The sequence below is a fragment of the Burkholderia sp. genome (assembly GCF_018375725.1).
Lineage (GTDB): Bacteria > Pseudomonadota > Gammaproteobacteria > Burkholderiales > Burkholderiaceae > Burkholderia.
The window spans coordinates 1-7,236 of sequence record NZ_JAHACR010000226.1; the positions used below are offsets into that span (position 1 = coordinate 1).

Here is a 7,236-nt window from a genome sequence, read left to right on the forward strand (position 1 = left end):
GCTGCCAGCTGAACTATACCTACGAAGATTACGCTGCCCGCGACGTCTCCGGCCGCAATGTGGTTGCGCTGATGCTTTCCGGCATATTCTAATACTGAAAAACCGAACGCCTTATGAAAAAATGGATGGAACAATTCCGGGTCGAGGACTGGGTGGTAGTCTGGGTGAGCATACCCCTGCTGGCGCTTGCGGCGATCGTGCCCGCCGGACTTCCCAAGGTTCCCGCGACGCTGCTCGGCGGTGCGCTCGCGACGCTGTGGGGCTGGGGCATCGGCGCGGCGCTCGTGTTCGGCCTCGCATTGTCAGTGGCGAGCACGGTCGTGCTGCTGCGCGCGCTGGAGGGGCGCGGGCTCGTCGAGACCGTCAACGGACGCATCGCGGTCGGCTGGATGGTCGTCGAGGATCTCGTGATGGTGGTCGTGCTCGTCTTGATGCCGCCGCTGGCCGGGCTGCTCGGCGGCTCGCCCGCCGGCAGCGCGCCGGGCGGAAGCGTCTGGGGGACGCTCGGCGTGACGATGCTGAAGGTGGCCGCGTTCATCGCGCTGATGCTTGTCGTCGGCAAGCGCGTGTTTCCACGCCTGCTCTGGCTCGTCGCGCGCACCGGCTCGCGCGAGCTGTTCACGCTGTGCATGGTCGCGGCGGCGGTCGGCGTCGCTTTCGGCGCGGCGAAGCTGTTCGACGTGTCGTTCGCGCTCGGCGCGTTCTTCGCCGGGATGATGATGCGCGAGTCGGAATTCAGCCGCCGCGCGGCCGACGAGACGCTGCCGTTGCGCGACGCATTCTCCGTGCTGTTTTTCATCTCCGTCGGGATGCTGTTCGATCCGAACGTGCTGCTCAACGAGCCGCTGCATGTCATCGAAGTCGCGGCGATCGTGCTCGTCGGCAAGACGCTCGCCGCGGTCGCGCTGGTGCTCGCGTTTCGCTATCCGCTCAATACGGCGCTGATCGTCGGCGCGGGCCTTGCCCAGATCGGCGAGTTCTCATTCATTCTCGCCGGCCTCGGCCATGCGCTCGGGCTGCTGTCGTCCGAAGGGCAGAACCTGATTCTCGCGGTCGCGCTGATCTCGATCGCACTGAATTCGCTCGCGTTCGCCGCCATCGAGCCCGCGCTCGCGTGGATCCGCGCACATTCCGCATTCGCGCGCCGGCTCGAGGCGCGCGACGATCCGCTCGCCGCGCTGCCGATGTCGACGCCGCAGGCGCAACTGACCGGGCAGGTCGTGATTGTCGGTTACGGGCGCGTCGGCGCCCGGATCGCGCAGGCGCTCGGTGCACGCGGGGTCGCGTATGTGGTCGTCGAGCAGAATCGGGAATTGGTCGAGAAGCTGCGTGCCGATGGCGTCGCTGCGGTCTCCGGCGATGCGATCGAGCCGATCGTGCTGGTGCAGGCGCATATCGCCCGCGCAGGGATGCTGGTCGTGACGCTCCCGGACGCATTCGACGTGCGGCGAATCGTCGAGATTTCGCGCACGCTCAATCCGTCGCTCGAGGTCGCACTGTGCACGAACAGCGCCGATGAGGCCGCGCTGCTCGAAAGCGAGGGCGTCGGGACGGTGTTCATGAGCGAGAGCGAGCTGGCGCGCGGGATGATGGATCACGTGCTCGGGCGCATGGCGAGGCCGGCCGCGCACGCGTCCTGACTGCACTCAGCGCCCGGCTTCGCGCCGCGCCTACGCGCCGGCCTTCGGCGGCGCGAGCCGGTCCTGCGTGACGGGCGCGTCCGGCGGTACGCCGAGCAGTTGCAGCGAGCCGCTCGCCACGGACGAAAACACCGGTCCGGCCACCGTACCGCCGTAATAGCCCTTGCCGTTCGGCTCGTCGATCATCACGGCGACGATCAGGCGCGGGTGGCTCATCGGCGCCATCCCCGCGAAGAGTGCGCGGTATTTGCCTTTCGCATACGACGCGCCGACCTGCTTGCGCGCGGTACCGGTCTTGCCGCCGATCCGGTAGCCGTCCACGCGCGCGGCGCGCCCCGTGCCGCCTTCGCCAACCGCCATCTCGAGCATCGACCGGATCGACGCGGCAGTCTGCGGCGACGTCACGCGATGGCCGCGATGCGCGTCCAGCGTTTTCTGATCGTTGTCGTTCCGAAGCAGCGAGACCGGATGCAGCGTGCCGTCGCCGGCATACGCGGTGTACACCTGTGCGATCTGCAACAGCGACATCGACAGACCATAGCCATACGCCATCGTCGCCTGCTCGATCGGCCGCCAGCGCTTGTACGGCCGCAGCCGGCCCGACGCGACACCGGGAAAGGTCAGCTCCGGCGCGCGGCCGATGCCGTATTCCTGATACTTGTTCCAGATGGTTTCGGCCGGCAGGTTCAGCGCGAGCTTTGCAAGCGCGACGTTGCTCGACTTCTGCAGCGCTTGCGCGACGGTCAGCGCGCCATGGTTGGACGTGTCGTGAATCACGGCCGGCCCGATCTTGTAGGTGCCGGGCGACGTGTTGATGATTGTCTGCGGGCGTACCTTGCCTTCGTCGATCGACAGCGCGACGACGAGCGGCTTGATCGTCGAGCCCGGTTCGAACGTGTCGATCACCGCGCGATTGCGCAGTTGCTGGCCGGTGAGGCGCGTGCGGTCGTTCGGGTCGAAAGTCGGATAGTTGGCGAGCGCGAGGATTTCGCCGTTCCGCGCGTCGAGGACAACGACGCTGCCTGCCTGCGCGTTGTTCGCGACCACCGCCGATTTCAGGCTCGCGTATGCGAGCTGCTGGATGCGCCGGTCGATCGTGAGCGCGATGGTCGCACCGTGCTGCGCGGGCACGAGCGGACGCGTGTCCGACACGATGCGTCCGAGCCGGTCGCGGATCACCTCGCGCTGCCCGGCCGTACCCGACAGCGGATGGTTGGCGGCGAGCTCGACGCCTTCCTGGCCCTTGTCCTCGTTGTTCGTGAACCCGACCACGTGCGCGGCCGATTCGCCTTCGGGGTAGTAGCGCTTCGAATCGGCGATCTGCGTGACACCGCCGATCGAGCGCTTGTCGATCCGGCTGGCGGTATCGGCATCGACCTGGCGCTTGAGCAGCACGAACGAACGTTCGTTGTTCATGCGGCGTCGCAATTCGGCGAGCGGCATGTCGAGCAGTGTCGCGAGTGCCGCATAGTCGGCCTCGGCAACCTGCTTCGGATTCGCCCAGATTTCGTAGGTCGACAGGCTGACGGCGAGCAGCGCGCCGTTGCGATCGACGATGCGGCCCCGCATTGCATCGAGTTCGATCGTGCGCTGATAGCGCTTCTGGCCCTGGCCGGCATAGAAATCCTGGTTGGCGATCTGTATCCAGAACGCGCGGCCGAGCAGCGACGCGAAGGCGAGGAACATGAGGATCAGGACGAACTTCGAGCGCCACATCGGCAGGCGCGACGCCAGCACGGGGTTTTTCGTCGCGGTGGCGTACGGATCGGCGGGGTGGGTCTTCTTTTTCACGCGGAGCGGTTCCGGGCGCCGGGGCCACGGACTGTCAGTCAGAATAATGCGATTGTAATGAATGAGTAATAAGTATGTTTGGGAAATGTTATTTTTCCCGTCAATCGGTGCGTGCGCCTGCGATGAAAGTGGGCGTGGTGGGCGGAGCCGGATGCGTGCGCGAGACGCGGTGATCACCGGATATAGAGGGGAGCAGGCGCGGTTTTGTCCGGCCCTTATTTACATCGTTCGCGGAAATAAAAACGCCCCGGGCGGGGCGATGGATAATCGAAACGCGTAAAAAATACGGATAAAACCCAAATAACCCCGACGCCTGCAGACGATAAATGACAAAAAAATCTACCGGTCGACGGAAATAAATTCCTTGTATTCCGGCTCGATCGTGCAGGTATCGACTTCCTGCAGTTGCCATGCATTTTTTGCCTGGCTGCCCTCCATCACGGCTGCGCCGTGTTCGTGGCTGGCCGTATCGAACGACAGCCCCTGGAGCCGGCATACGGCCTTGCCGCCGTCGGCCGCGCAGAGCGCCATCGCGCCCTCGACGTCCTTGACCTTGCCCCAGGTCGGCAGATTGAAACCCTGATGCGCTTCGCGAGACCACAGCCCTTCGTCAGTGTCGACCCACAGCACTGCGAATGCATGCCGAGTCGCCGAATCGCTGCCATTGATACGAATCGTGAGGCGCATTGGCTCGTCCCCCTTTAAGAAAATGACAGATTCGACCGTTAAGACTTCTTCAGTCTAGATAGGCTCGTGCAAAACGCAAGGCGCAATAACGGGAGAAATGGATTTTCGACATAAAGCTGTGATCGAGAATGGCGCGGCATGCCATGCCGGCGCCGCGTTGCGGTGGCGAGACGCGCGGCGTGACGCATGTCCGCGTGTTTATGTCGCGCGGTGGCGCAGCATCGAAACGAACGGGTGGCGCAGTGTGGCGGATGCGCGTGTCACGCGCGGTGGCCGAATTCGATCAGGCGATCGAGCGCCCGGTAGACATCGTCGAGCGCTGCCGCGCCGAAGCGATCCGTCAGCAGGCGGTATTGCTCGTCGATGCGCGGGCCGATTTCCGATACCAGTTCCCGGCTTTGCGGCGTCAGGCTGACCAGCAGCCTGCGCTGATCCTCCGGGGCGCGCGTACGCAGGATCAGGCCGTCACGCTCCATGCGCTCGAGCACGCCCGTCAGGCTCGGGCTCAGGATGCAGCAACGCCGGGCGATCTGTCCCGCTTCCAGCGCGTTCGCCGCTTCGCCATCGAGCACGCGGATGATCCGCCATTGCTGCTCCGTCAGCGCGAATTCCTTGAGAATGGGGCGGAACAGGCCCATCAACGTTTCGCGGGCTTCGAGCAACAGCATGGCCAGATTGCGGTGATCGAGCATGGCGTTCATCGGGAGACACGGGTGTCGGGGAAGGCGCCAATCTTAACAGGCGGCTGTGACAAATTTCGCCTGTCAGGGTAATCGCGGTTGTGACGCGCAGATGAGGCATTTCAGGTGTGAAACAGGCGTGCACCGATCACCCGCGAACCTGTTCAGTCGCCGAAGCCGAGTTCCGCATCGAGCGTCTGGCCGACTTCCAGGAAGCCGCCTGCGCCGCTGACGACGATTGCGTTATTGCCGAACGTCAGCGCGCCGTCGAAGCGCGGATGCGCGCGGTAGGCCTGCATGGTGTCGGTCGGTTCGTGTGGCCATGCCGGGTTGGGCGCGCCGGTCTGCTGGTCGATCGTCGGCACCGGGCAGCGCGTGCACAGCTTCACGAGCCGCAACCGCATGGACGTTCCGTCCGACTGTGCGTCGAAATGCTCGACGTAGTCTTCCGCGTAGGCGTCGAGGCCGCTCACGACGAGATTCGGCCGGAAGCGATCGAACGGGATCGCCGGCGCGCCCTTCGCGGCGAGACGCGCATTCAGGTCGTCCAGCGATGCCTGACCAATCACGAGCAACGGGTAGCCGTCCGCGAACTGGGTCGATGCGTCGAACTCGCCCGTCCATTTGCGGCTGCACGCGCGCCGCGCATCGGGCGCGAAGCGCGCGAGCCTGGCCGGCATGCCGAGGTAGCCGGTGAACCAGGCGGAGCTGTCGACGCCAGTATCGAACGCGTCGACGGTGTCGTTCCAGACGGTCGCGGTCATCCTGGCGGCCGCGCCGTCCGCGGCAAGCGGCGTACGCAGTTCGGGCATGCCGGGCGCGGTGATGACGAGAATGTCGTCGTCGAATGCGGTGCGCACGCGTGCCAGTTGCGGATGCGTGCGCTGCGTGATCATCTGGCCGTCGGCGCGGGTCACCATCCAGTGCCGGTCGTAGGCGAGGCCGGTCTCGAGCAATTGCGCGCGATGCAGCGACATGCCGGCGCAGGACTTGATCGGATAAACGAAGAGTTCACTGATGATTGGCATGGCGCTGGCTTCTGATGACGATGGCGGGGAAAGTCGAAGCGCGATTGTGCCAGACCGCCTGAAAGGCGTTCGTCATGTTGTGCCGCATCGTACCCGGAACCCGCCATCGGAGCCGGGCCATGACTGCCTGCACGTCAATCATGAGGCTGGCGGCGCGCAGGATGCACTACACTTGCGGGACTTTTGCATCCCCGCGCCGGGCGGACCGCCGGCCGGACGCGCGGATGCGGCGACTCGCAGGCGGGCGCGGGCGCGGGGCGCGGCACGCGTCCGGCGCCCGCGCTCCGCCGATTTTCCCGACACATGACGACCCATCACGATCCCGCCTACCTGCTCGGCGAACTTCTGAAGAACGTTTCCCGGTCTTTCTACCTGACGTTGCGCGTGCTGCCCGACGGCATGCGCGATCCGGTCGGCCTGGCGTACCTGCTCGCGCGCGCGGCCGATACGATTGCCGACACCGCACTGGTCGCGCCCGAACGGCGTGCCGCCCTGCTGACGATGTTGCGCGACAACGTCGAAAATCTTGACGACGGCGCCGTGCTGTCGCGCGAACTCGATGATGTCACGCGGATGCAGGCCGATTCGCACGAGCACATCCTGCTCGGCTCGATGCAGCCGATGCTCGCGCTGTTGCGCGCCCAATCGGGCGCGGATGGCGCGGCGATCCGCAAGGTCGTCGCGACGCTGACGTCGGGCATGGAGTTCGACCTGTGCACGTTCCCGGACGAGCGGTCGGGGCAGGTCGCCGCGCTCACGACGCGCGATGCGCTCGATCGCTACACGTATCTCGTCGCCGGCTGCGTCGGTGAATTCTGGACCGACATGACCGGCGCGCACACGCGCGCGGCGCGCAAATGGAATCTGCCGGACATGCGGGAGAAGGGGATTCGCTTCGGCAAGGCGCTGCAGATGACCAACATCCTGCGCGACTGCGCGAAGGACTTGCGGATCGGCCGTTGCTACCTGCCGCAGGACGTGCTGGCCGAATACGGGCTCAGTGTCGCCGAGCTGCTGTCGCCCGATGCGTCGCAGCGTGCGCGCGGCGTGCTGTTCGACCTGCTGCGCGTCGCGCTTGCGCAATACCGCGATGCCTGCCTGTACACGCTCGCCATCCCCCGACGCTTCGTGCGGCTGCGGCTGGCGTGCCTGTGGCCGATCCTGATCGGTCTCGAAACGCTCGAACTGCTGGCGCGCCACGATGCGTGGCTCGACCCCGCGCGCCCGGCGAAGGTGCTGCGCAAACGGATCTACCGGATCATGGCCGGCTCGCTGGCGATGGTCGGCTCGAATGCCGCCATCCGCGCCCGCGTGACGAGCCTCGTCGACACGGTCGACGCCTTGATCGCGGCGCCCGCCGCACGCTGAGCCGGCGGCGCGCACGCGCGCGACTGTGCATCGGTGTCTCCC

5 protein-coding genes and 1 pseudogene are annotated in these 7,236 nt (G+C 65.9%); 2 read left to right on the forward strand and 4 right to left on the reverse strand.

The window, feature by feature from the left end:
• Positions 1 to 133: 133 nt before the first annotated feature.
• A pseudogene (locus tag KH616_RS18955) lies at positions 134 to 1,640 on the forward strand (cation:proton antiporter); the annotation flags it as partial.
• 30 nt (positions 1,641 to 1,670) lie between these two features.
• On the opposite strand, the gene KH616_RS18960 reads toward KH616_RS18955, so the two are convergent.
• From KH616_RS18960 to KH616_RS18975, 4 genes are all read right to left on the reverse strand, one after another.
• Positions 1,671 to 3,431 carry a penicillin-binding protein 2 gene (locus KH616_RS18960; protein ID WP_292249679.1) on the reverse strand — a complete coding sequence of 587 codons (1,761 nt, stop codon included), beginning with the start codon at positions 3,429 to 3,431 and terminating at the stop codon, positions 1,671 to 1,673.
• 339 nt (positions 3,432 to 3,770) lie between these two features.
• The gene (locus KH616_RS18965; RefSeq protein WP_292249680.1) at positions 3,771 to 4,118 is read right to left on the reverse strand and encodes a DUF3564 family protein; all 348 of its coding nucleotides are present in this window, start codon (positions 4,116 to 4,118) and stop codon (positions 3,771 to 3,773) included.
• A 260-nt stretch (positions 4,119 to 4,378) separates the two neighbouring features.
• Positions 4,379 to 4,819, reverse strand: coding sequence for a homoprotocatechuate degradation operon regulator HpaR (gene hpaR / locus KH616_RS18970; protein ID WP_292249681.1), 441 nt, complete (start codon positions 4,817 to 4,819; stop codon positions 4,379 to 4,381).
• A gap of 143 nt (positions 4,820 to 4,962) precedes the next feature.
• Positions 4,963 to 5,826, reverse strand: coding sequence for an MOSC N-terminal beta barrel domain-containing protein (locus KH616_RS18975; RefSeq protein WP_292249682.1), 864 nt, complete (start codon positions 5,824 to 5,826; stop codon positions 4,963 to 4,965).
• A 303-nt stretch (positions 5,827 to 6,129) separates the two neighbouring features.
• Between KH616_RS18975 and KH616_RS18980 the strand changes: the two genes are divergently transcribed.
• A complete protein-coding gene (locus tag KH616_RS18980) occupies positions 6,130 to 7,194 on the forward strand; it encodes a phytoene/squalene synthase family protein (protein ID WP_292249683.1) in 1,065 nt (354 codons plus the stop codon).
• The last annotated feature ends 42 nt before the right edge of the window (positions 7,195 to 7,236 follow it).

Bases quoted from the DNA above. Each gene is read 5' to 3' on its own strand.
- KH616_RS18965 (WP_292249680.1), bottom strand. From the start codon at position 4,118: ATGCGCCTCACGATTCGTATCAATGGCAGCGATTCGGCGACTCGGCAT.
- hpaR (WP_292249681.1), bottom strand. From the start codon at position 4,819: ATGAACGCCATGCTCGATCACCGCAATCTGGCCATGCTGTTGCTCGAA.
- KH616_RS18975 (WP_292249682.1), bottom strand. From the start codon at position 5,826: ATGCCAATCATCAGTGAACTCTTCGTTTATCCGATCAAGTCCTGCGCC.
- KH616_RS18980 (WP_292249683.1), top strand. From the start codon at position 6,130: ATGACGACCCATCACGATCCCGCCTACCTGCTCGGCGAACTTCTGAAG.